Consider the following 22,788-nt stretch of genomic DNA (forward strand, 5'->3'; position numbering starts at 1 on the left):
TATCTAAACCAAAGGAATATTCAATGTTACTCGTGTTCCTTTATCTTTTTCAGAATTAAGAAAAAGTCTGCCATCTATATATTTAATTCTCTCTTTCATAAAAGTCATCCCCATACCTCCTTCTCCATTTTTTACATTTTTAATCTTAGCGGGATCGAAGCCTTTACCATCATCATCAACAACAATACTAAGTATATCTTTACTATGCGACAGGGACACCAAAATATGACTGGAATCTGCATATTTTATGGCATTGTTAATCGCTTCCTGTACAATTCTGTATATATTTATTTCTGCCAGCGAATCCAACCTATCTGTAAAATCTGTTTTATTATAAAACACAATATCTTTTCCTGTAAGTTTAGACAGCTCTTGTGTAAGCTTTGTGATTGCTGGTACTATGCCGTAATCTGCTAATTCTGGAGGTGTTAAATTAAAAGTCGCTGTTCTTACACCTTTTATAATATTGGAAGTCAACTCCTTTAAATGCTCTATTTTTATAGCGGTTTTATCTATATCTTTAATATCTATACTTTCAAGATTATACTTTAAACCTGTGAGCATTTGTCCTATACCATCATGTACATCTTTAGCTATTCGGTTTTGTTCCTTTTCCTGATTTTCGATAATCTTACTGGAAATGGTTTTTTGTTGATTCATTTTCTCTTCAAAACTGGCTTGCGTTAACCGCTCTATTTCTATCTGTCCAGCTTTTTTTGATGTGATATCTGATGCTATAATTAACAATTCCGATTTATCGTCGGTCAGAGTAAAAGGGATAATCGACATTTCCAACCATACCCCTATCTGGTCTTTTGTTGTTGCCTTTACTTCACCTTGCCAACCTGTTTTTTTATGATTGGAAACAATGTCATCTATAACAGTTTGTTCGTTTTCATGAATGGATATCACTTTTGAGAAAAGTGCATTTGTAGTAAACTTGCTAAACTTAAACAAACGAGAAAACTTCTTCCCCATATGTGTAATAACCCCATTAGGTGTAATACGGGCAAAAAACAACGTTTCATCTATGGCATGGCTTAAGGCTCTAAGTTCTTTAATCGATTTTTCTTTCGCATCACTTAAAACATCGGCATCAAAAGCCATTTTTTTTGCTTTCTTCTCTGCCTCTAATAACTCGGTGAGACTATTTTTTACTGTTTTAGCTGTTGGCCAAAATATAAAGAGGAATTCTCCTAATAAAAGCAATAAAGTTATGGTCATTAAAACCATTTCTAAATTACGTAACCAATCTACTTTTTCTTCTGCCTCTAAATCAAATTGGTTTACAATTTGATCCATTTGTTGCAAAAAAGCACCTTCGTTTTCTTGAATAGTCTTTAGTTCTTCTGTAAATGTTGAATTCGAAGTACTTTCAATCTTTTTTATAACGGAAGAAGACGCTGTACTTATAGCGTTGAAAGGCAAATTAATGTCTTTAAACTTATTTAAAATAACATCGCTATTATTCCCCGGTAATCTGAGGCTATCGCTGCCTTCTTGCAACGCATAGTGAGACAACTCCCAAAGTTGAAGTGTTTTTTTAAATTTATTTTTTAACTCAATTTGCTTTTGGTGATTATTTTCTATGGAAATTGAAAAAATTTCCTTTGTCAATTTCTGACTTAACATACGCTGTCTACCAGCAATATTAATCACTCTGGAATCACTTTCCTGATCGTTAAGATGTTTACGAATAAGTATTTGGCTTACTATAACTGATAATGCGATGGTACTAAGTGCAATGATATATAAACGACGTAATCGTTCAAAAGTACTTTGATCTAATGAAGTCCGATTTCTTACCATTGCTACTAACTGCTAGCCTTCCAAAGCCTGCTTTATTAAAGAAAGATTTTTATCAGAAAAATTTAATTGTAGTGCCGCTTCATGTCCTTTTGCTGACATTTTTTTCCACGTTTTTTGTAAAATATCAATAACCTTCTCATCGGGGTGCTTGGCAGCGAACTCTTCAAAATAATAATCTAGAAAAACCAGACATACTGTATCTTCCAACATCTGGGATTCTTCATTTTTCTTAATAAATTTTTTATTAATTAATAAGGTAACTCTATCAATATACTCTGCATCGTACCCTACTTGTTTTAAAATATCTGCTGTTAATTCGGCATGCATCTTTTTTAAGGTTTCTCGCCATTTTAAGTATCCTACCCGATCCATTGGGTACTCGTCTCTGGCAATTTTCCATCTACAAATATGCTGTGCTCTGGCTGCTATTTGTAATGCCCTCGATGCATTAGGTTCAAATTGTAATAGCTTACGTGTCATACGTTGCGAATACAATAGTTCTTTTGGGTAGTCTATCCCAAAAACCTGATAAGTATTTATATCTTCTGTGTTTGCTTTATCTATTAATGCTATAGCTGTTTCAAATCGAGTTGGTTTCATAAAATGTGTACATATTAATCTGAAAAGCCAATATACACATTTCCATCTTCAATTTTAACGGGATAGGTTGCTATTTTTAAGTCTTCTCCAGCTAGATTGGAACCATCTTCTAAAGAGAAATTCTTTTTATGCATAGGACAGGCCACTTTTGGGATATCATCTTTATCTCCAATCATACCTAAAGATAGTACCATTTCCATTTTATGTGGACACAAATTTTGCGTAGCATACCACTTACCTGCTCTTGCAAAATTATAAACTGCTATTTGCTTGGTTTTATACTTAATGCATGCTCCACTATTCTCAGGAAAATCAGAAGTTTCACCCACTCTAAACCATTCTTTTACAGCATCTTCTGTAACCGTTTTATATTGACTAAGTATATCTTGCATATTTTAAAATTTAAATCAATTTATTTTTTATTTGGGCGTTACCTTTTACTCATACCTGCCAGGTTAAAATAAAACCTTGCAGGATCGCAAAAGGTCGGGCTTTTCGTTTCAATCTTTTTTGTGTTTAACCCTTCGACTGCGCTCAGGGCGACACAAAAAAGGATTTCCACTGCAATCCCTAACGCGGGCTAACTTGCTATTGTTAGTGTTCAATTTCCAGTATTCAGTGTTCAGGTAGCAGTTATCAGCTTATTCAGAAATAACACTTCAAACTTCATACTTCTAACTCCCAACTTCTAACTATTTAACTCCAAGCTTTTGGCATTTTTTGGCCACGCATTGGCACGAACACCAAGTTATCATCTGTATCATCAGAATTAACAAAATGCTTAAAACGTTTTTTAATCTCTGGGTTTTCAATAGCTTGTTTCCACTCGCATTCATATTTATTTACCAAACCTTGCATTTCTTTTTCCAAATCTTCAACAATTCCCAAGGAATCTTCAATCACAACCTGTTTTAGGTAATCTATTCCTCCTTCAAGTTTATCTAACCAAGGTGCTGTTCTTACCAAAGGCCCGGCTGTACGTATGTAATACATTAAAAACCTGTCTAAGTATTTTATTGCTGTTTCATCATCTAATTGCTCGGCAAGTAATATAGCGTGTTTTGGTGTTGCTCCTCCATTACCACATACATATAGATTCCACCCGCCTTCAACAGCTATTAATCCAAAATCTTTTCCTCTAGCCTCTGCACATTCTCTAATGCATCCGGAAACACCTCCTTTTAGTTTATGAGGTGAACGTAAACCTCTATATCTATTTTCAATTTCAATAGCAAAGGTTACACTTTCGTGCATACCGTAACGACACCATGTAGAACCTACACAACTTTTAACTGTTCTAAGTGATTTACCGTAAGCATGTCCACTTTCAAAACCAGCATCTATAAGTTCTTTCCATATTAATGGTAATTCATGGATTTGAGCTCCGAATAAATCAATACGTTGTCCACCTGTAATTTTAGTATATAAATCGTACTTTTTAGCAACCTCACCTATAACGATCAATTGATCTGGTGTAATTTCTCCACCTGCAACTCTTGGCACTACAGAATAGGTTCCGTTACGTTGAATATTTGCTAAAAATCTATCGTTTGTATCTTGTATCGTAGGTTGACGATTTGCTGTTTCCATGGTAATAGTAGCGAAAATGGAAGCCACTAAAGGTTTACAAATTTCGCAACCATGTCCTTCTCCAAATAAATTAAGGGTTTCATCATAATCGGCTACTTTATTAATCTTTATCAAATCATAAAGTTCCTGTCTATTAAAGTTAAAATGCTCGCAAATGGTTTCTTTAACTTCTTTCCCTAAAGATTTAAGGGTTTCGTTAACCAAATCTACCACCATCGGTTTACAACCACCACAGCCTGATGTTGCTTTGGTTTTTGCAACGACATCGCCTAAATTATTACAATCGCCTTCGGTAATTGAACAGCAAATATCACCTTTGGTAACACTCTCACAAGAGCAAACTTGTGCTGTATCTGGCAAATCTAAAACACTTCCAAAAGATGCACCGCCTTCACTTACTGGTAAAATTAATTGTGATGGATCCTCTGGAATTGACATGCCATTTAAAAACATTTGATGCAACATATTATAGTCTGAAGCATCTCCTACTAAAATACCACCCAGTAATTCTTTACCATCGTGACTAACATTAATTCTTTTGTATAAGTGTTGCGTTTTATTTTCAAATATTATGGAATGCCCTTTTGATGCCGGCATAAATGGTTCTCCAAAACTGGCCACATCTACTCCTATTAATTTTAATTTGGTAGACATATCTATCTCTCCTGGCATTACTGTTTCTGTTTCCCCTATAATTTGGTCAACAGCTACAGCAGCCATATCGTAACCGGGAGCTACCAATCCGTAAATCATCTGATTGTAAAGTGCAATCTCACCGATTGCAAAAATATGCTCATCAGATGTTTTCATTTTATTATCGACCACTATACCGCCACGTACACCAACTTCCAGTCCACAATTTTTTCCTAATTCATCTCTGGGTCTAATACCTGCAGAGACAATAAGCATATCGACATCCAGTATATCGTCTTCTCCAAACTCCATACCTTCTATAGCTCCATTACCTAAAATTTGGTTTGTTGCTTTGCTTAAATGAATATTTAAACCAATAGTTTCAAGTTTTAATTTTAATACTTGACTACTTCTGGAATCCAATTGTCTCGGCATTAATTTCGAGGCAAACTCTACTATATGTGGTTCTAACCCCATATCAAGAACTGCTTTTCCTGCTTCTAAGCCTAACAATCCGCCACCTAGAACTGCAGCTCTGGCATTAGGTTTTTTGGCTTTAAGTTTTGCTGCATAAGCAAGCATGCCTTCTAAATCTTCAATCGTTCTGTATACAAATACACCTTCTTTTTCAACACCTTTAATTGGTGGAACAAAAGGTGCCGAACCTGTAGCTAAAACTAAATAATCGTATGAAAACTCTCTGTCTTTAGCTGTGGTAATCGTTTTAGAAGTTCTGTTAATATCTGCAACACGTTCGCTAACAACCAAATCTATACCGTGTTCTGCATACCATTCTGCCGGAGCCATTTCTAAAGCCTTTGCATCCTGATTTTCAAAGAATTCACTTAAGTGAACTCTATCATAAGCTGGTCTTGGTTCTTCTCCAAAAACTGTAATTTTAAAATCTTTAAATTCAGGTTTATCCACAAATTTTTCACAAAATTTGTAACCAACCATGCCGTTTCCAACTACAATAATATGTTGCATAAATTACGTATTTAAAAACAAAACTAAGTATTTATACGTATTTTAATAAGTATTTTACTAAGAATTTTAAGTAAAAAGCCTATTATTAGCAATTTCTCAAATTGGCATATCAATTATTGCTTATTAAGAAAATTAAGGTGGTTGTTTTAGTAAAATCTTAAACTTTCTCTAATGTGATTTTAACACTTTTAGAGGCTGGTGTTTTTGCCGTATGTGCAAAACTATCTAAAGGCACCAATACATTTGTTTCTGGGAAATATGTAGCACAACAACGCTTTGGTATGTCGTAACCAATAACCTTAAAATTATTTGCAACTCTAAGTGTTCCGTTATATTCAGACTTTAAATTAACTATTTGTTGTTCTTTCAGGTTTTGCTCTTTCATATCCTCTTTATTCATAAAAATAATACGGCGTTCGTTAAAAACACCACGGTAGCGGTCGTTTAATCCGTAAATCGTTGTGTTAAATTGATCATGACTACGTATGGTCATCATAACCAACTCATTATTTTTAAGCTTCCATTCTGGTAATTTATTCAAAGTGAAATTTGCTTTTCCTGTCTTTGTTTTAAATTGTCGCACCCTAGCTCCATTAGGTAAATAAAAGCCTGATGGGGTCTTAAGTCTTTTGTTATAATCTTGAAATCCTTCTACAACTTCCTGAATATCATCACGTACCAAATTATAATCATCTTTATATTGAAGCCAATTGATTTTTGAGCGTTCTTTTATAGTGGCATGTGCTATGTTACAAACCACTGCAACTTCGCTTAGCAGTTTATCTGAACAAGGTTTTAAAAAGCCTTTTGTTGATGATACTATCCCCATAGAATTTTCGACACTTTGGGTTTGAATGCCTGTTTTTTGATAGTCTTTTTCAGCCCGCCCCAAACAGGGTAATATTAAAGCTTCTTTACCTGTTACTAAATGGGATCGATTTAACTTGGTACTTACATGTACTGTTAAGTTACAATTGGCTAATGCTTGTGCTGAATAGTTTGTATCTGGAACCGCCGATATAAAATTGCCTCCCAATCCAAAAAATACTTTGGCTTTTTTCTCGTACATGGCTTTAATGGCATCGATTACCGAATAGCCATGTTTTGTAGTGGGCTTAAAACCGTACTTATTTTCAATTTTATCTAAAAAAGCTTGTGGTGCTGCTTCCCATATTCCTACTGTTCTGTCTCCTTGTACATTGGAGTGTCCCCGAACTGGGCAGGTACCTGCTCCTTCTTTTCCTATACTCCCTTTTAGCAATAACAGGTTAACGAGTTCCCGAATATTATCCACGGCATTTTCATGTTGTGTAAGCCCCATAGCCCAACAAATGATAATCTTTTTATTGTTTAAAACCAGATCGAAAACATCATCAAAAGTTGTTTTGGACACACCAGACGAGGTTAAACACGCATCAAAATTAAATTGTTTTAAATCTGATATAAAAGCATCGTAACCGCTTGTATGGGCATTGATAAAGTCTTTATCGAATACATGACCTTCTAACTCCTCTTTCTCTAATAATTTGAGCAATAAGGCTTTTACAAAAGCGACATCGCCATTAATGTTAATAGGTACAAACACATCGGCTATCTTGGTGCCTCCGGTTAATAATTTAATAGGGTTTTGAGGATTGGTAAACTTAATAAGTCCTGCTTCTGGTAATGGATTAATAGCTATAATTTTACCGCCATTCTTTTTACACTTTTCTAGTGCGGTTAGCATTCTCGGATGATTGGTCCCTGGATTCTGACCTATCACCATAACTAATTCTGCTTTGTACAAATCATCTAATGTTACCGAACCTTTTCCTATGCCTAATGTTTCGGAAAGTGCTTTACCACTTGCTTCATGACACATGTTAGAGCAATCTGGGAGGTTGGCTGTTCCGAATTCACGAACAAACAACTGGTACAAAAATGCGGCTTCATTGGTAGTTCTTCCTGAAGTGTAAAAAACAGCTTCATCTGGATGATCTAATGCATTTAAATGTGATCCAACTTTTTTAAAAGCAGCTTCCCATGATATGGGTTGGTAATGTGATGCACCTTCTGCTAAAAACATAGGTTCGGAAAGGCGTCCTGATTTGCCAATTTCGAAATCGGATAACTTAGCGAGTGCTTCTACGGAGTGTTTTGCAAAAAACTCAGTTCCAATAGTTATATTCTGCATTTCTTCCGACATAGCTTTCATCCCATTTTCGCAGTATTCTCCTAATGATGAACGCTCATCGTCAGGATCTGGCCATGCACAACCCGGACAATCAAAGCCTCCTTTTTGATTTATTTTAGTGGATATTTTAATTGCATCAGCAGGTTTCATATACTTTGAAGCATGTGTGATTGCAGATTTCAAAGCTTTAAAACCTCCAGAGTTTTTTGCCGGTTCTGTGATTTTTATACTTGTGAATTCTTCTGGTGTGTTTGCTTTATCTATGGGGGATGCGCTCATAAAACTATGCCATGTTCAATTTCTATTACTTGTAAAATTAAGGTTTTTAAAAATAGCTTTGGTATTTTAGATATTATTAGCACTCGTTATAAAGAAGCGCTAGAGAGGGGCTAAGGACTAGATAATACTAGTTTAAAAGCTTTATAAAATGGAGTATTTATAGAAATTACGGAATGTAGCGGAAAGATTTCATCTGTTACAGTAATATATTGCATTACTTTAGGCTTAAAAATTGCTATATTTGTTATATAAACCCAATAATTATGGATTTAGCAGCTAGAAAATACCGATTAATAGAACGCTTAACCAATTTAATGAGTGAAGAGAAGCTGGATAAGATAGAGCAATTTTTAAATAAAGAAATATTTAAAGATAATGAACCTATACTTACTCAAGAGATTAAGGATTTATTAGATGAGCGTCTAGCAAGTCATAAAGCCAATCCTACTGCTGGGAGAAGCTGGGATGCTATAAAATCTGATTTAGCACAGAAGTATGCCTCATAAATTGATTATTAAACCTGAGGCAGAGTTAGAATTAGTTGAAGTTTTAGAATGGTATGAGGAGCAACTTGCAGGTTTGGGTAGTAGATTATTTCAAGAATTTAATGAGGTTTTTGATGAAATAACTACTAATCCAGAATATTTCCAAAAAAAGTATCGCAATATTAGAATCAGATATACCTATAAGTTCAATTATGGCGTTCATTATACTGTAGAAAAAGACACAGTCTATGTGCATGCTATTTTGCATACGAGTAGAAAACCTAGAAAATAAACAACTTTACTAAGCTAAAGCTTACTACTTGACTGTGTTGAGTACCTCGCCATGTTTTTTTAATTTTAAGACCGAATAATTAACTTTATCAAAAAAGTACTAGACCATCCACCAGCTACAAACTGGGGATGCGCTCATTATATATAAAATAAATGAAGTGTATGTATAATTATTATTAATTGTAAATATATCTTTTCATATACAATTAAGTCAAATTAATTCAAGACCTAATATATAGAAAACTATTAAAAAATATACCTCAATTTACTTTATGATCCAAGGTTATTATACTAGATGGACATTTTATTGGTCTTTAAAAAGCAATTTACTAGGAGAAACAACTGGGAGAATAACATTTCTCATATTAGTTTTAGATAAGCGTTCAAAGATTATACCTCTAGCTGTAGAAAAACTTATCCCCATCAAAGTAGATATAAATAACCCGTCAAAAACAGGTTCTTTATTATCCTTTTCATAATAATCAGCTAAATCTTTAATTTTGAATTGAAAATCAATATTGAAGTTTGCATTAAATTCATTATTAGCATCGGAACTTTTAATATCTAAAATTAATTCAATTCTAATTTTTTCTTCTTTAAGATTATTCTGAATATTATGAGCTACATTAATTCCGTAATTCAACCTTTCATCTTTCTGAGAATCATTAATAATACATTCACTAACCTTAATGTAAAAAAGGTTTATATTTTCAGGAATAATTTTTACGTCTTTCATTCTTACATGGCAATATCAAAGTCACTATCAGGTTTATCATTGATAGTTGTTTTATGATAATCATTGATAGCTTCTTCTATAGAACCTTGGATAGATCCCAAGTATACATACTCTTTTTCGGATGGATTATTATTATTATTCGCGCCGACTACAGCTAATAAGTTAATTCCCAAAGCAATCTCCATCTTCACAATACTTTTCATTGTTAGATTATGAGCACCACTTAACCATTTAGTTATCTCAGAAGGTTTTTTTTCTAACATTTCTGCAAATTTACTTTTATTAATACCTCTTTCTTTAAGTATTGTCAAAACTCTATTTGCTATTGACAGATTTCTCTCTACAAGTTTAGCTACTTCTGGATCTCCTTTTTGATTTAACCAATTATCAATAATATTTTCTTTTGGAAATGTCATTCTTTAAAAATAAATTTGTAAATCTTCTTTGTAAATTATTTGAGTACAATCGTCATTCCAAATTATTTCGTCCTCATGAAAAGCTTTATCTATGGCTTTTGTAAGTCTGTTAGCTAATTTAAAATGTCGCTTGACATTTGGGCAATCTTGTGCTTTATCTTTTATCTTAATATCACCGCTAAATAAAATTACAACACTGTCATTTGCTCTAAGGCAATATAACCTCAAGTTATTGGCTTTCTTTTTACCATATTCTGTGTACTGAGGTTTTCTATTGATTCCTTTTGGTGGAAGCGCTGAAGTATCTGCTGTCTCACCTTCTGGTCTAAAATAATCTGGTTTTGCACCATAATTGATACCTATTTGTCTTAGCCAATTTAAAATATGGTCTAATTTTTCGTTATTTTCTTTTGTATGTTTCTTGATGAATTCTTCAAACAAAGAATTTTCTTCGCTATTTATACAAACAGAGTAATAAGATACTTTGTTGTATTGCGCTATCGGTTTTATATGAGCAAAGATATTCACTTATAGGTTAAATTACAAATAAATTTCACTTTTAAGTTAAAAACATTATTAAAGGAAATAAAAATTTTGATGAAAATACAACAACATTTGATAAGTTTAAAAGTAAGCTTAATCTACTTATTAACAAGATTTTTCATTCACATGTTTATATTTTTAAAGAATACCATATTGACTCATCCTAAAAAAATTACATTTAAGATTACCCAAAAGCGAAAACCCGATAGCGCGGATTTGAAATCCGTGCCATATTTCCTTAAACTCAAAAAATATGTAAAATAACCAGCATCGGTCATAGTGGTTTTGTACTTAGTGTACATTTTCTGTTTTTTTTGCAAAGTATAAAAATTTTATTTAGTAGGGCACGGATTGCAAATCCGCGCTATCGAATATAGAATTATGGAGTGAAGTAGTTATAAAACAAAAAATAGATTATATATACAACAATCTGATAGAAACCGGCTTTGTAACCCCTGCTAGTCCTCGTATGTGCTGCGCTTCGTCTTTGATGAGTGCCGTATCGAGTAAGAAATAAATAAAAGTAAGAAGCCACCCCTGCTGCCTCCAGTTTGTAACTGGCGGAGAAAATTAAGACTTTTTAAAAAACTTCTCATAATCTTCCATATAATCCAAATCAATATTTTCCAATTTGGGCTTAAAGGTTTTTACCAAAGCTGCATATTTTTTAAGAATGATTTTAGCACCTTTATCATCATCTAATTTTGATAATTCGGATAAGTATACCTTATCAAAAATCACTGGAACACCAGAAACATCATTTTTATAAGAAGTCGCTATAATTTGATTTGAATTAGGAGTAAAGTTTTCTATTAACGTATTTAAAAACGTCGTATCTATAAATGGCTGATCTGCCAAACAAATAAGCACAGCATCAGCCTCTCTCAAATTTAAAATATGACGAATAGCGCAGGCTATAGATTTCCCCAAACCTAATTCCCAATCTTTGTTTTGGATAATGGTAACCGGAAACTCACTTATCTCTTTTTTTATGACTTGGTAGTTTGCTCCTAATACCACAAAAACATTATTGGTATTTGTTTTTAATGCCATTTGAATGGCATGTCCTAAAAGAGTTGTATCTCCCCAAGGCATTAATTGCTTTACGGTTCCCATACGTTTTGATGCACCGGCAGCTAAAATAACGATAGGAATATTTAAGGGGTTGGACACTATAAATTAATATTAAGAATGAATCTTCCCTGCTTTTTTACTTAACGATATTGGAGTTTGATGTCTGGTAAAAGCCAATATTTCTGAAATAACGGATATGGCTATTTCCTGAGGTGTTTCAGAACCTATATTTAATCCAGCTGGTCCATGAATCGTATCTAAAAAAGCATCATCTGCATCTGGACAATATTCTATAAATTGAGATAACATGTCATCCCGTCGCTTTGATGGTCCTAACAAACCAATATACACTGGATTGGTATCTTTTAACTGTACCAAATACCTCAAATCGTTTGCAAAATTGTGGGTCATTAACACAATAGCCGTTTGGTTATCAATATTAGAAACGTCCATATTTTCAGGTGATACCGTGTAAAAACCAGAGGCTCCGGAAAAATTTTTAATCGACTTAGATTCTGAAGAACCAGAAACAATAGTCGTTTCCCAACCTGTTAAAGTTGCGTATTTACATAATGTAACGGCATCATGTTCTGCGCCAATAATAACAAGTTTAAAGCAAGGTGGTAAACTTTGTTTAAAAACTGATAGCTGTTTATTAGCTTTTAATACACTATTAGAAACCGAAAATTGTTCGTTATTTAATTTTACTAAAGACCCGAAATTGGCGTTTGAGGTCGGTTTTTTTTCAAAAAACGATACGATTTCGAATGAGATTCTTTCTTTTATACTTTTAGTAAAGGTTTTGTAAAATGCTTCGGAAGGTGTAAATAATTCCAGTAAAATATACAAAACGCCTTCACAACCTAGCCTATAACGCCCATCGTAAGTCATAACTTTTGAAATGCCGGTTTTAAAAACGGTTTCTGATTGTAACTGAATTTCCTTTTCAACACAACCACCGCTTACAGCACCTATCATATCGCCATTTTCCTTAATAAGCATTCTAACACCCGGTTTTCTATACGACGATCCATCGAGTGCCACAACGGAAGCTAAAACCGTTTTAAGTCCTTTGTTTTTGCACAGAAAAGCGTCTTCTACTATATTTTTGAATTCATGCGTCATATATACTAGTTATTAACCTATCATTTTATCAAGTTCTATATGACTCATATAGGGCTGTTTGGTAAGCCTTTTTCCGGTTGCTGCATAAATGGCATTCGCAACAGCACCACCAACAGGAGGTAACGAAGGTTCTCCCAAACCAGTTGGAGCAATCTCATTTTTAACAAAATGAACATCCACTTTCGGAGTTTCTCCCATTCTAATTAATTGAAATCTATCAAAGTTTTTTGATTGCGGTATACCTTGATCAAAAGCCAAATCGCCATACATGGCATGTCCTATACCGTCAATAATTCCGCCTTTAATCTGGTTCATAGCTCCTAATGGGTTAACAACAACGCCACAATCTACTGCGCAGGTTACCTTTTTAACGATAGGCATTCCATTTTCCAATACTATATCGGCTACTTCTGCTACGTGTGTATTATGACAATAGTAAACTGAGAACCCTTGATAAACACCTGCTTCTGCCTTACCCCAGTTGGATTTATCAACTACTAATTTTATAACACCTTCTAATCGCTCTGGGTTATACTTTATGCGATCATCTGTTGTTCCTTTTACTTTTTGTAATAAATCTAAATGTAATTGTATACGGTCTACCTTCATAACTTCTGCTAACTCATCGAAAAAACTCTGTTCTGCGCTAGCTAAAAAATTGGTATAAGGTGCTCTCCATGGGCCGGTCGTAATATTACTTTTGTAATTGCCAGCATCTACCTGATAGTTCTCTATAGCTCCTGCAGGGAAGAAATTTGGCACTAAGCCATACATGTTGCTATTAATACAGGCTTCTTTAAGATGATAACCAGTAATCTTACCGTCTTTTATTGAGGCTGCTATTTTATATTTAACAGCTGGTTTGTATACACCGGTAGTCATATCATCTTCACGAGAATAGACTAACTTTATTTTACTTTTGGAAAGACTCGATATTTCTGCTGCCTCTAAAACAAAATCACTACGCAGCCTTCTTCCAAAACCACCACCCATTCTTGTCATTTCTAAATGTACTTCTTCTTCTTTTCTTTCTAATAACCTTGCCACTCTTCTCGCTGCTCCTGCCGGGGTTTGTATAGGACCAACCAAATGAATCTTTTCATCTGTTACATCTGCGAAAAAATTCATAGGCTCCATGCAATTATGTGGTAAAAACGGAGATTCGTAAGTGCGCTCTAATACTGTATCTGCTTCTGCAAATGCTTTTTTAACATCTCCATCTTTTCTAAGGGTATTGAATGTGCTTCCGTTTAATATTTCAAATAACTTTCATCATGAAACTTGGAACCTTCTGCTTCTGAATCTTGTTTCCAATTTGCTTTTAAAGCATTTTTTCCTTTTATCGCTGCCCAAGTGTTTTTAGCTAGTACAGCTATTTTATCACCAAATTGAATGACATTTGTAACACCTGATATATTTTTAGCACTTGTGTCATCAAAAGATTCTAAAATTTGCCCAAATGCCGGAGGTCGTAATACTGAAGCATACAGCATCCCTTCTTCTTTATAATCTAAACCAAATAAAGGTTTACCGGTAATAATCTTATCAATATCTACATTAGATTTCCCTTTTCCTATAATGGTAAAATCTTTAGGCTCTTTTAGTGTAACGTCTGTAGGTACTTCTAAAGTTGCTGCTTCGGTTACTACATCTCCATACCCCAATGTATCGCCATTGGCATTTGTAATGACACCTGCTTTTGCTGAACATTCTGAAGCTGAAACGCCCCATTTCGCTGCTGCTGCATTTATTAGCATCTGTTTTGCTGTGGCTCCTGTTTGTCGTAAAGGTTCCCATGAACTACGAATAGAACCACTTCCTCCTGCCACCTGACGTTTATAGTTTTTTCTATCTAGCGCGCCTTGTACCACATAAACATCGTCCCATAATACATCCAATTCTTCTGCTATAATCATTGGCATTGAGGTTTTTACTCCTTGGCCTATTTCCGGATTGGGCGAGAATATAGTTACTTTCCCTTCTTTAGAAATTTTAATATAGGCATTAAAATCGTTGTAGTTTAGTTTGCTTAAATCTATTGGAGGTGCTACATCAGACTTACAGGCATTAAATAAGTTAAAACCTATAAGCATGCCTCCACTGGCTAAAGCTGATGTTTTTAAAAACGATCTTCTGCTAAAAGCGATTTGTTTTGAGAGTTCCATTTTTTACTTTTTTGGTTAGTTAACTTAATTTATCTGCTGCTACTTTCACTGCTTCTTCTATACTATTATATGAAGCGCACCTGCAAATATTACCGTGCATAGCATTTCGTATTTCTGAAGTATTGGGATTAGGGTTTTTATCTAAAAATGCTGCCGCTGTCATGATTTGTCCGGATTGACAATAACCGCATTGAGGCACATCAATATCTTTCCATGCTTGTTGTACTGGGTGATTACCTTCTTTTGAAAGACCTTCAATGGTTGTAATTTCCATGCCTTCGGCTTGAGATACCTGAAGTAAACAACTACGCATGGCATTCCCTTCTACATGAATGGTACAGGCACCACATTGACCAATACCACAACTATATTTGGTACCGACCAATCCTATTTGATCTCTTAAAACCCAAAGTAATGGGGTATCCATATCTGCCTCAACAGTATGTTTTTTACTGTTAATTGTTAAGTTAAAAGTTGGCATAAAGTGACGTATTAAAGTTAAATTTTAGATGTGTTCTTTTTAAAAATACGAAAAAACAGCACCTATTTTTAACTATTAATATTCTTTTAACATTGTTTTAATAAAAACACTACGACGCTCAAGTAACCACTACATTGTTTTATTTTTTAATGTATGGGATATAATATGGATTCCTAAATTAAGTTATACACTTGTTTTTAATAAAATCTGGAGTAAAATTTTGAGGTTAGGAAAGCTCCGGAAGATTCTTTTTGTTTAAAATCACATTAAGTTCTTTGCCTACCTTTATAAAAGCTTTTATCGCTTCATCTAAATGATGTCTTTCATGACTTGCTGATAGCTGCACTCGTATTCTCGCTTTTCCTTTTGGTACTACTGGATAGAAAAAACCAATAACATAAATACCTTCTTCTAGTAATTTTGCTGCAAACTCTTGTGCTAAGGCTGCTTCGTATAACATAACTGGCACTATGGGGTGATCTCCATGAACAATATCAAATCCGGCTGCGGTCATTTCTTCTCTAAAATATTTAGTATTTACTTCTAATTTATCTCTAAGCACTGTAGAATGACTTAAAATATCTAACACCTTAATGGAAGCTCCTACTATTGATGGTGCCACTGTATTTGAAAATAAATAAGGTCTGGAACGTTGTCTTAACAAATCGACAATTTCCTTTCTTGCTGCCGTGAATCCTCCTGAGGCACCTCCCAAAGCTTTGCCATAGGTACCGGTTATAATGTCTACTCGTCCCATAACATTTCTGTATTCATGTGTCCCTCTCCCCGTTTTACCAATAAAACCTGTAGAGTGACATTCATCTATCATAACTAAAGCATCATACTTATCGGCTAAATCACAAATTTTATCAAGCTGGGCAATAGTACCATCCATAGAAAAAGAACCATCTGTAACTATAAGCTTTCTTCTAGCACCTTCTGCTTGAATCAATTGTGTTTCCAAATCTGTCATGCTGTTATGAGCATATCGAAATCGTTTCGCTTTACATAAACGAATCCCATCGATTATGGAGGCATGATTTAAAGCATCAGAAATAATAGCATCTTCTTCATTTAAAATAGGTTCAAATAAACCACCATTCGCATCAAACGCCGCTGCATATAATATACAGTCTTCCATCCCAAGAAACGCCGCTGTTTTTTCTTCTAGTGTTTTATGAATATCCTGTGTCCCACAAATAAAGCGTACTGAAGACATACCATATCCGCGAGAATCAATAGCTTGTTTACCTGCTTCAATAACTTCCGGGTGAGACGACAAACCCAAATAGTTGTTAGCACAAAAATTCAGAACTTTAAGCGATTTCGTTGTACTTATTTCTGAACCTTGTGGCGTTGTTATAATTCGCTCTGTTTTATATAATCCTGCTGCCTTAATTTCTTCAATTTCGTTCTGCAAGTCATGCTTTATGCTAGAATACATATCTTTTTATTTTAATATTATTTATAAACTCAAACGGTCATTTTATATTGTTCTATCAGCTTACTAATCATAGTTTCTGTAATAGCCCACAAATCGTATTCAGGCTCCCAATCCCAATCCATTCTTGCTTCAGAATCGTTAATAGATTTTGGCCATTTATCGGCAATATCTTGTCTGAAATCCGGTTTGTAATCAATTTTAAAATCGGGATACAAACCTTTAATTTCGAATGCAATTTCTTCTGGTGAAAAACTTATGCCTGCTATATTATATGACGTTCTAACTTTTATATTCTCAATAGGTGTTTCCATAATCTCTATAGTAGCTCTAATAGCATCATCTATGAAAATCATAGGCAAAGTGGTTTCCTTATTCAAAAAACAAGTAAACGGTTCATTTAAAACAGCCTTATGGAAAATATCTACAGCATAATCTGTAGTCCCTCCATTTGGTAATGACTGATATCCTATAACACCGGGATAGCGAATGGATCTAACATCTAAACCATATTTAATATGATAATACTGTGCCCAATTTTCGCCATCTACTTTACTAATGCCATATACCGTTTCCGGATCTAAATAAGCATTATTAGGTGTACTATTTCTTGGTGCACTATTTCCAAAGACTGCTATCGAACTTGGATAAAACACCCTTTCTATGTTACATATTCTAGAAGTCTCCAGAACGTTTAACCACGTTTTTATATTTATATCCCATGCTCTCAACGGGTCACCTTCTCCATTAGCAGATAGAATGGCTGCTAAGTGATATATTTGAGTTACTTTATACTGTAAAACAACTTCCTTGATTCTATCTATATTCATAGCATCAATGACTTCAAATATACCATCAAATTTGCCTATATCTTCTAAATCTGAAGCAATGATTCTTTCTTTTCCGTATTTATCCTGTAATGTTTTGGTAAGCACACTTCCTACCTGTCCATTAGCTCCAATTACTAAAATTACTGCACTCATATAAAAAGTATTATTTGCTTTCAAAATTAAATAATACCATTTTAAAAATGTAATATATAAATAAAATAAGTATTTACAACTTATAAATTAACAAAAAACAGCTATATTTACTTTAAAGTAATCAAAAAATCGTTTTTTGCAATAATTTTTATTTGACATATTATGGAAAATTTAGATCAAACTGACATTACTATACTTAGGATTTTACAAAATGACTCCAAAAAAACGGCTAAAGAGATTGCTGAAATTTTAAATTTAACTCCTTCTCCGATTTACGAACGTATACGCAGACTAGAAAATCAAGGTTTTATTAAAAAGTATGTTGCTATACTTGATAAAAAACTAATTGAACGATCGGTAACTACTATATGTCAAGTTTCTATGCGGTATCACAGTGAAGCTTTTATTGAAAAATTTGAAGAGCAAATTCAAAATTTAGACGAAGTTCAAGAATGCTATCATATGGCTGGTCAGGTAGACTTCATTTTAAAAATAAACACAAAAGGGCTGGAAGATTATCATAATTTTGTAAAATATAAACTTTCTAAAATTGAAAATATTGGTGTGTTAAACAGTACGTTTGTTTTAAAGGATATTAAACATTCGTCAGAGTTTTATATTTAACGATCATGGTTATATTTGTAACAAATTTTACTTATTCAAGACTAATAAGTATACCTTTATGCCTTACATCTCATATTCATGAGATTAAATAAATTGATTCAGCCCTCTTAAAGAAATCTTCAAAACACAGGTTCTATAGGATATGACCATATAATTTATAGTCGTACAGAAAGAATAATCTAAATTATAGAAAAACAAAGATGAAAGAAACGCCCCAAGTTCGAAAATCATTACACAAACCTTATAGATACGACAACACCAATCGTTGTAATAGAGGGGATATGAGTCTGTTCCTGCTTATGATATTCATAGCTTTAATTACTATTTTTGGTTTTCTAGTAATATATTTAACGATTCATTTGTCCTTATATATTTTAGGCATATCTGTAGTAGTAATGATAGTAGCATTTAAAATTTATAACACTTTTTATCACCGCTATTATCGAATATTAAAAATAACAGAACAGCAAGGTAAAAATGAAAATCGTATATATTATGCTGTTCAATCATGTATTTCATACAAAAAACTAGAAAAAATAGTTCATAAAGGGAATGCGACATGGAGAAATGTGAAATCATTTTATAATGATTCTGGTAAAAAAGAGGCTGAGGCCTTTTTTGATCGAAAAACGATTGAAAATAAGGGAAGTGACATTGTAATATCTCAAATTAGGAAGTCGATACATAAGCCAAGATTCAGTGATAAATTTTTTGAGAAAAACAATTTCCATGTATCTACATTAATAGTTCCTGGAATACTACTTGGGATCGTTTTAATCATCATTTCACTTAGGTTATTAATATTATTTATACCCTCCAATATGTTTTTATTTGGCTATTTGGCTATGTATGGGATTATTATATTTTGCACCATAGTAGTGTATCAACTTTATATAAGAAAGAACCATCGTTATATTCGATTGATAGAAAGCACTGTGTGGCAAGGTCGCTATAAAGAAACATCATACCATTTACAATCATTTATTTCCAAAAAAAAGCTAGAAAAAATAGAACGTAAAAAAGATATAAAATGGAAATATTATGAACATCATGAATTTAAACCAAACATTTCCAGAAAAAGTGCTGAGTATTATTTTGATAAAGATACCATTGAAAAAAAAGTTATAGAAGAAGTTTTATGATATAACAAGAATTGATTTTCTGTGGTAAATCAAAATAGTTTACTCCTAAAAAATACGATCTTAAAAAACAATCCTCTAATTTATATAAAAACAAAAATGAAAGAAACGTCCCAAATTAGAAAATCACTACACAAATCTTATTGGTATGATAAAACCAACTATAGTCATGTAAGTAATTATGATTTTATACTAACCAGTTTAACATTCCCATTTATTGCCTGCCTAGTATTAGTTCTTTTTTATAGTGCCTGGCCTTTATTTATACTAGTAGCAACCGTAGTATTAGTAATAATTAGCTATAAATTGTATACTAATTTTTACTATCGCTATTATCGACTTATAAAAAGAACAGAACAAAGAGGCCCAAATAAAAAACAATATTATGTAGTTCAAACATGTCTTTCTTCCAAAAAATTAGAGAAATTTTTAATTAAAAAACGTGTAAAATGGAAAGACGTTGAATCAGGTACTAAAGAAAATATCGAGGCTTTTTTTGACCAAAAAACTATTGAGAAAAAGGTGGATGAAATTTTACTATCACCAATTAAAAAGGCTATACTAAAACCTAAATTTCTTCATAAGTTTAGGGAGAAAAATAATATCTTAAAAGCAGAAATAAATGTCGCTAAAAGCTTTTTATATTTACTTCTTCCTGTTTTATTATTTGGCTTGGCTTGGTACTCGCCTCAACCATTTTATACAATAGGAGTTGCTATACTGATTCTGATAATAGCATGTGTGTTTTATATTAAAAATACTTCTCGTTTTCTTCGTGTGATAGAAAAACGTGTGCACCAAGGTCGGTATGAAAAAACAAGCTATCATATTCAGTCCTTTATTTCTAAAAAAAACGTAAACGAAATAGCACATAAAAAGACTATAAAATGGACAGATTATTATCCCGAAGAATTTAAAAATGATGTTTATAGAGAAGAGGTCGAAGCTTTTTTTGATAGAAAAACTACTGAAATAGAAGTGATTGACGACGTTCTATAAGGTGTAAAATATTATTAAAATCTGGTTAATGAGTTTCTTTAACAAACTCTAAAGTTCGTTTTAAAAGATATTAAACATTCTTCAGAGTTTTATATCTAGAATCTAAAATAATACAAGCTTACCCGCTTTAAACTTATTCTAAATCGAGATCTGTTATTCTTTTAATTATTTCCTTCAAACAACGGTATAAAGTGCAATGCACGTAAATTCATAAGATCGCCTTTAGGAATACTATCAGAATGAATCTTAATCACCTGCTTACCCGATAAGAGGTCTATATTCCCAAGATCATGTTTAATAAAACCTTTTTCATTGGATCTTGTTGTGTCCGATAATATAGCCTTCCCAGCCTCAATAATAAACTTATTTGATTGCTTGAAAGGTTTATATTCGGCTATGACTTTAAATTTACCTGCTTCAGAAAGATACACTGGCCATGTCATTAATTGATCATTATGTTTCCAACCAGAAACACCGTTATCTGTTGATTTACCGTTTCCGTATTTAAATTCACCGCCAACAGCTAATCCATCAAAAGCGCGAAGCATATTGTCTTGGGTTGTTGAAATTAGACGGTGTGAATCGACATTCTCTGCGTCATCTACCTCGACAACAATCACGCTGCTAGCTAAATCAGGAGCTTCCGTTGGAACCTCAAATTGTACAGTCATGTCATCAGTACGTTTATGTGCTATAGCTGTTTGATTTTTATCAGACAAAAGCCATGCTTTATTCACCTTTCCTAAAAATCCTCCTAATTTTAGAACGCCGTTGGTAGGCCAATTAAAGACATGTAAGTAAAATGTATTTTTCTTTCTTGTAGACTCACCCCACGCTTGTACCGGGAGTGTGGTACGAACCGTACCACGTATACTCGCTTCATTAACATCCATCCACTTACCGATGCTTTCAAGTATATTAATATCTGGTGTATCAATTACTCCGTCTCCTTTAGGGCCAATATTAAGAAGCATATTTCCACCTCTTGCTACTGCTTTTACCAAAACACGAGTAAGGTATTCAGGTGTTTTGTGGCTACGATCTGATTCACTATAACCATATGATTCATTGGTAGTAGGAATGGCTTCCCAATCACCATCTCTTGTTGGGAAATCAACTGCTCGATCACCAGTACTCCTATAATCACCAAAATGACTTGGCATACCATCATAGGGCTGAACACCACGACTATTGATCACAATGCTTGGTTTGGCGGCACGTGCAGCTTTTAAAATACGAAGATTCTCTTCGGGTGGTAGCTTATGTGGTGTGTCAAACCATAAGAAATCAGGATCATACTTATTGATGAGTTCTAAAACTTGCGGTATTGACTTCTCTTCTACATATTTACGAATTCGAGGAGCGATCTCTGGGTGCTCATCATACCATTTAGTTTCTCTTGTTGCAAATAAATGTTTGTCGCCTCCAGGGTTTTCATAATCCCAGTCATTTCCAGATCCATTAGGTTCTCCCCAATCAAATGCATGTGAATAATAAAATCCAAATTTTAATCCATTTTTATCACAAGCTGCTTTTAGTTCAGCCATTGGATCACGACCAAAGGGAGTGGCTTTTAGCATATTATAATCGCTAACATCCGAATCATACACTGCAAATCCATCGTGATGTTTAGCTGTGATTATTACATATCGCATGCCTGCTTTTTGAATAGTATTTGCCCATTCATCGGCATTGAATTTGGTGGGGTTAAATTTACCAACAACATCGCGTCGGTATTCCTCACAAGGTATTTTTGCCATTCGTTGTATATGCTCTCCATAACCACGATAGGCTTTTCCTTTCCAGGTACTTCCCAGCAATGCAGAGGCATTCCAATGAATAAAACAACCAAATCGAGCATCACGCCAGTCTACTAAACGCTGTTCTCGAGTTATTTTAGCATCACGCCACCATTGTAAATCAGGACTACCCGCTGCTATATCCACCTGTAATCGTGGTTTTGGTGGAATAATTGGTTTATGACTAGATTGTTTGTCCGTCTTTACTGTATTATTACATCCAACAAATACCAATAACATCGCAATGTTAATGACTGCTATTAAGGTTGTTTTTAAATTATTTTTCATTTGCATTCTTTTACTTTTTATATAAAAACACTAATACAATTTTACTAATTTACGTGTTTTCCACTTACTTAATATTCATTATACTTTGCTTAAATCTTCTAGTCGTTTTCTATTAGAAGACACATCAC

The 22,788-nt window shown here is 33.6% G+C and carries 19 protein-coding genes and 1 pseudogene; 5 read left to right on the forward strand and 15 right to left on the reverse strand.

What is annotated here, in order from left to right; genetic code table 11:
- Positions 1-3: 3 nt before the first annotated feature.
- The 5 genes from Q4Q35_RS02460 to Q4Q35_RS02480 form a co-directional block, all read right to left on the reverse strand.
- A complete protein-coding gene (locus Q4Q35_RS02460; protein WP_303276338.1) occupies positions 4-1,809 on the reverse strand; it encodes a sensor histidine kinase in 1,806 nt (601 codons plus the stop codon).
- Positions 1,810-1,821: 12 nt separating this feature from the next.
- Positions 1,822-2,409: a DUF4202 domain-containing protein gene (locus Q4Q35_RS02465; protein WP_303276339.1), complete on the reverse strand. Its 588-nt coding sequence runs from the start codon at positions 2,407-2,409 to the stop codon at positions 1,822-1,824.
- A gap of 14 nt (positions 2,410-2,423) precedes the next feature.
- On the reverse strand, positions 2,424-2,801 hold the full coding sequence (gene nirD / locus Q4Q35_RS02470) for a nitrite reductase small subunit NirD (RefSeq protein WP_303276340.1): 378 nt from the start codon (positions 2,799-2,801) through the stop codon (positions 2,424-2,426).
- A gap of 304 nt (positions 2,802-3,105) precedes the next feature.
- On the reverse strand, positions 3,106-5,619 hold the full coding sequence (gene nirB / locus Q4Q35_RS02475) for a nitrite reductase large subunit NirB (RefSeq protein WP_303276341.1): 2,514 nt from the start codon (positions 5,617-5,619) through the stop codon (positions 3,106-3,108).
- A 157-nt stretch (positions 5,620-5,776) separates the two neighbouring features.
- Positions 5,777-8,071 carry an FdhF/YdeP family oxidoreductase gene (locus Q4Q35_RS02480; RefSeq protein ID WP_303276342.1) on the reverse strand — a complete coding sequence of 765 codons (2,295 nt, stop codon included), beginning with the start codon at positions 8,069-8,071 and terminating at the stop codon, positions 5,777-5,779.
- A gap of 263 nt (positions 8,072-8,334) precedes the next feature.
- Between Q4Q35_RS02480 and Q4Q35_RS02485 the strand changes: the two genes are divergently transcribed.
- Both Q4Q35_RS02485 and Q4Q35_RS02490 read left to right on the forward strand, forming a co-directional pair.
- Entirely contained in the window at positions 8,335-8,577 is a 243-nt protein-coding gene (locus Q4Q35_RS02485) for an addiction module protein (protein ID WP_303276343.1), read from the forward strand.
- Positions 8,567-8,848 carry a type II toxin-antitoxin system RelE/ParE family toxin gene (locus Q4Q35_RS02490; protein ID WP_303276344.1) on the forward strand — a complete coding sequence of 94 codons (282 nt, stop codon included), beginning with the start codon at positions 8,567-8,569 and terminating at the stop codon, positions 8,846-8,848. Before Q4Q35_RS02485 ends, Q4Q35_RS02490 begins: the two co-directional genes overlap by 11 nt.
- A gap of 303 nt (positions 8,849-9,151) precedes the next feature.
- Here the strand turns inward: Q4Q35_RS02490 and Q4Q35_RS02495 are convergent, their stop codons facing one another.
- From Q4Q35_RS02495 to Q4Q35_RS02535, 9 genes and pseudogenes are all read right to left on the reverse strand, one after another.
- Positions 9,152-9,583: a hypothetical protein gene (locus Q4Q35_RS02495; protein WP_303276345.1), complete on the reverse strand. Its 432-nt coding sequence runs from the start codon at positions 9,581-9,583 to the stop codon at positions 9,152-9,154.
- A gap of 2 nt (positions 9,584-9,585) precedes the next feature.
- On the reverse strand, positions 9,586-9,999 hold the full coding sequence (locus tag Q4Q35_RS02500) for a helix-turn-helix domain-containing protein (RefSeq protein WP_303276346.1): 414 nt from the start codon (positions 9,997-9,999) through the stop codon (positions 9,586-9,588).
- Between the two features lie 3 nt (positions 10,000-10,002).
- Positions 10,003-10,527: a hypothetical protein gene (locus Q4Q35_RS02505; protein ID WP_303276347.1), complete on the reverse strand. Its 525-nt coding sequence runs from the start codon at positions 10,525-10,527 to the stop codon at positions 10,003-10,005.
- A 585-nt stretch (positions 10,528-11,112) separates the two neighbouring features.
- Complete coding sequence (locus Q4Q35_RS02510; RefSeq protein ID WP_303276348.1) at positions 11,113-11,715, reverse strand: nucleotidyltransferase family protein; 603 nt, start codon at positions 11,713-11,715, stop codon at positions 11,113-11,115.
- A gap of 12 nt (positions 11,716-11,727) precedes the next feature.
- Entirely contained in the window at positions 11,728-12,741 is a 1,014-nt protein-coding gene (locus Q4Q35_RS02515; protein ID WP_303276349.1) for an XdhC family protein, read from the reverse strand.
- A 12-nt stretch (positions 12,742-12,753) separates the two neighbouring features.
- Positions 12,754-14,906 (reverse strand): annotated as a pseudogene (locus tag Q4Q35_RS02520) (xanthine dehydrogenase family protein molybdopterin-binding subunit).
- 19 nt (positions 14,907-14,925) lie between these two features.
- On the reverse strand, positions 14,926-15,387 hold the full coding sequence (locus tag Q4Q35_RS02525) for a (2Fe-2S)-binding protein (protein WP_303276350.1): 462 nt from the start codon (positions 15,385-15,387) through the stop codon (positions 14,926-14,928).
- Between the two features lie 226 nt (positions 15,388-15,613).
- Positions 15,614-16,831, reverse strand: coding sequence for a glycine C-acetyltransferase (gene kbl, locus Q4Q35_RS02530; protein ID WP_303276351.1), 1,218 nt, complete (start codon positions 16,829-16,831; stop codon positions 15,614-15,616).
- 29 nt (positions 16,832-16,860) lie between these two features.
- Complete coding sequence (locus Q4Q35_RS02535) at positions 16,861-17,811, reverse strand: NAD-dependent epimerase/dehydratase family protein (RefSeq protein WP_303276352.1); 951 nt, start codon at positions 17,809-17,811, stop codon at positions 16,861-16,863.
- 162 nt (positions 17,812-17,973) lie between these two features.
- Between Q4Q35_RS02535 and Q4Q35_RS02540 the strand changes: the two genes are divergently transcribed.
- The 3 genes from Q4Q35_RS02540 to Q4Q35_RS02550 all read left to right on the forward strand — a co-directional run bounded on the left by Q4Q35_RS02540 (position 17,974) and on the right by Q4Q35_RS02550 (position 20,573).
- Entirely contained in the window at positions 17,974-18,435 is a 462-nt protein-coding gene (locus Q4Q35_RS02540) for an Lrp/AsnC family transcriptional regulator (RefSeq protein WP_303276353.1), read from the forward strand.
- Between the two features lie 200 nt (positions 18,436-18,635).
- Positions 18,636-19,577: a hypothetical protein gene (locus Q4Q35_RS02545; protein ID WP_303276354.1), complete on the forward strand. Its 942-nt coding sequence runs from the start codon at positions 18,636-18,638 to the stop codon at positions 19,575-19,577.
- A 303-nt stretch (positions 19,578-19,880) separates the two neighbouring features.
- Positions 19,881-20,573, forward strand: a complete 693-nt coding sequence (locus tag Q4Q35_RS02550) for a hypothetical protein (RefSeq protein ID WP_303276355.1) — start codon at positions 19,881-19,883, stop codon at positions 20,571-20,573.
- A gap of 161 nt (positions 20,574-20,734) precedes the next feature.
- Here Q4Q35_RS02550 and Q4Q35_RS02555 read toward each other — a convergent pair whose 3' ends face one another.
- Positions 20,735-22,660: an alpha-L-fucosidase gene (locus tag Q4Q35_RS02555; protein ID WP_303276356.1), complete on the reverse strand. Its 1,926-nt coding sequence runs from the start codon at positions 22,658-22,660 to the stop codon at positions 20,735-20,737.
- Between the last annotated feature and the right edge of the window lie 128 nt (positions 22,661-22,788).

The sequence above is a fragment of the Flavivirga aquimarina genome, from assembly GCF_030540835.1.
GTDB lineage: Bacteria > Bacteroidota > Bacteroidia > Flavobacteriales > Flavobacteriaceae > Flavivirga > Flavivirga aquimarina.

What these genes read in the sequence shown, in the direction of transcription:
- Q4Q35_RS02460 (WP_303276338.1), bottom strand. Translation starts at nt 1,809, where the DNA reads ATGGTAAGAAATCGGACTTCATTAGATCAAAGTACTTTTGAACGATTA.
- Q4Q35_RS02465 (WP_303276339.1), bottom strand. Translation starts at nt 2,409, where the DNA reads ATGAAACCAACTCGATTTGAAACAGCTATAGCATTAATAGATAAAGCA.
- nirD (WP_303276340.1), bottom strand. Translation starts at nt 2,801, where the DNA reads ATGCAAGATATACTTAGTCAATATAAAACGGTTACAGAAGATGCTGTA.
- nirB (WP_303276341.1), bottom strand. Translation starts at nt 5,619, where the DNA reads ATGCAACATATTATTGTAGTTGGAAACGGCATGGTTGGTTACAAATTT.
- Q4Q35_RS02480 (WP_303276342.1), bottom strand. Translation starts at nt 8,071, where the DNA reads ATGAGCGCATCCCCCATAGATAAAGCAAACACACCAGAAGAATTCACA.
- Q4Q35_RS02485 (WP_303276343.1), top strand. Translation starts at nt 8,335, where the DNA reads ATGGATTTAGCAGCTAGAAAATACCGATTAATAGAACGCTTAACCAAT.
- Q4Q35_RS02490 (WP_303276344.1), top strand. Translation starts at nt 8,567, where the DNA reads ATGCCTCATAAATTGATTATTAAACCTGAGGCAGAGTTAGAATTAGTT.
- Q4Q35_RS02495 (WP_303276345.1), bottom strand. Translation starts at nt 9,583, where the DNA reads ATGAAAGACGTAAAAATTATTCCTGAAAATATAAACCTTTTTTACATT.
- Q4Q35_RS02500 (WP_303276346.1), bottom strand. Translation starts at nt 9,999, where the DNA reads ATGACATTTCCAAAAGAAAATATTATTGATAATTGGTTAAATCAAAAA.
- Q4Q35_RS02515 (WP_303276349.1), bottom strand. Translation starts at nt 12,741, where the DNA reads ATGACGCATGAATTCAAAAATATAGTAGAAGACGCTTTTCTGTGCAAA.
- Q4Q35_RS02525 (WP_303276350.1), bottom strand. Translation starts at nt 15,387, where the DNA reads ATGCCAACTTTTAACTTAACAATTAACAGTAAAAAACATACTGTTGAG.
- kbl (WP_303276351.1), bottom strand. Translation starts at nt 16,831, where the DNA reads ATGTATTCTAGCATAAAGCATGACTTGCAGAACGAAATTGAAGAAATT.
- Q4Q35_RS02535 (WP_303276352.1), bottom strand. Translation starts at nt 17,811, where the DNA reads ATGAGTGCAGTAATTTTAGTAATTGGAGCTAATGGACAGGTAGGAAGT.
- Q4Q35_RS02540 (WP_303276353.1), top strand. Translation starts at nt 17,974, where the DNA reads ATGGAAAATTTAGATCAAACTGACATTACTATACTTAGGATTTTACAA.
- Q4Q35_RS02545 (WP_303276354.1), top strand. Translation starts at nt 18,636, where the DNA reads ATGAAAGAAACGCCCCAAGTTCGAAAATCATTACACAAACCTTATAGA.
- Q4Q35_RS02555 (WP_303276356.1), bottom strand. Translation starts at nt 22,660, where the DNA reads ATGAAAAATAATTTAAAAACAACCTTAATAGCAGTCATTAACATTGCG.